Source organism: Natrinema sp. HArc-T2, from assembly GCF_041821085.1.
Taxonomy (GTDB): domain Archaea; phylum Halobacteriota; class Halobacteria; order Halobacteriales; family Natrialbaceae; genus Natrinema.
Genome location: NZ_JBGUAZ010000023.1, coordinates 1 through 1,397 on the forward strand (window position 1 = coordinate 1; position 1,397 = coordinate 1,397).

The 1,397-nt window shown below is 56.5% G+C and carries 1 protein-coding gene and 1 pseudogene; one reads left to right on the forward strand and one right to left on the reverse strand.

Translation table 11 applies throughout. The features are described from left to right. Nucleotides 1–129: pseudogene (locus ACERI1_RS18770) on the reverse strand (transposase); the annotation flags it as partial. A 43-nt stretch (nt 130–172) separates the two neighbouring features. Here ACERI1_RS18770 and ACERI1_RS18775 point away from each other — a divergent pair. After that, the gene (locus ACERI1_RS18775) at nt 173–1,396 is read left to right on the forward strand and encodes an IS701 family transposase (RefSeq protein ID WP_373619998.1); all 1,224 of its coding nucleotides are present in this window, start codon (nt 173–175) and stop codon (nt 1,394–1,396) included. The last annotated feature ends 1 nt before the right edge of the window (nt 1,397 follow it).

A 1,397-nucleotide genomic window follows, 5' to 3' on the forward strand; every position in this document is an offset into this window, starting at 1 on the left:
TGACGCTTGAACGAGCAGCCACCGGACGCGTCCTGATCCTCGCTTCGAGATGCTCCCCTCAAACCGCGAGTCGCCAGACTCGCGGATTATCGGGTTTAGTCCGACGTAACTTACGACCTCCTCAGCTTTGCACGTTGAAGTAGGAGCGTGACGTAGGCGGTGGCAAAGACGGATGATGCCGATTACGGACTTCTTGTCGTGTACGCGTGCGTTCGACGAGTTCGAGTCGCTGTCTCCAGCACAACGTCATCACGCCAAAACCTACGCCACAGGTCTTGTTGCGGCCAGCAACAAGACCGTGGCGGGCATCGCACGCGAAGTCCTTCCAGCCAACAGCAAACGCGCTCTCAACAAGTTCCTCACCGAGTACGACTGGGACGAACAGCAGTTCAACCACGAACGCCTTGAAGAACTCCAGAAACACGGTGAAACACGCTGGTCAAAGGATGGCTACATTATCCTCGACGACACGATCACCGAGAAAGCCGGGGACGAAGTCCCCGGCGTCGGCCACTTCTACGATCACGCCGAAGGTGACACTGTCTGGGGGCAAGATCTCATCTACGCTTTCTACGCTGACGACAAAACCGCCTATCCGCTCACCTTTCGCCTCTACGAAAAGCAAGATGAGGACGACCAAGACCATGACACCAAGTACGATCTCGCCCGCGAGATCGTTACCGAACTCGAAGAAGAGGTAGGTGTTCCTGCGGACACCTACCTCTTCGACTCGTGGTTTGCCCACGATTCTGGCCTTCCTGAACTCATCGAATCCTACGGCAAGGACTGGATCGGCCCGCTCCGGAGCAATCGACAGGTGACCTACGGTGGAGAAGAAATCCGCGTCGATGCGCTGCAAGAGCGCATCGACACGGTTGAGCGCAATATCGAGGACGAGACCTACCACATCTGGACGAAGAAGCTTCCCGTCTCCCAGCTGGGAGACGTGAAGCTGGTTGTCGCCGAGAAAGAGACCGACGAAGACGAAGAGAATCCGGTCAAGTATCTCGCTACGAACAAGATCGACGCACCGACCGAACACGTGATTCGCTCCTACGGAATGCGGTGGCGCATCGAGACGTTCTTCGAGGACTCGAAGCAGGATCTCGGCTTGGGAGACTGCGAGATGCAGACCGACGAAGGTGCCAGTCGCCACTGGCACCTTCTCATGGCCGCCTACAGTCTCGTTCGTCTTGATCCCGATTCGAGCGCCTTGGGGACGGTTCGCTCGAAAGCGTCATCGCTTCGAGCGAACCTTGAACATTCTCTGAAAGAAGCCGTGTACAACCTTCTCTCGTGGGTTCGGGACAACGATGACCGAGGCGTTGATGTCCTCATGGAAGAGATTGACCACCTCTTCGTTCACTCAACAGCTGACGCTAACGTGCAAAGCTGAG

What these genes read in the sequence shown, in the direction of transcription:
- ACERI1_RS18775 (WP_373619998.1), top strand. Translation starts at nt 173, where the DNA reads ATGATGCCGATTACGGACTTCTTGTCGTGTACGCGTGCGTTCGACGAG.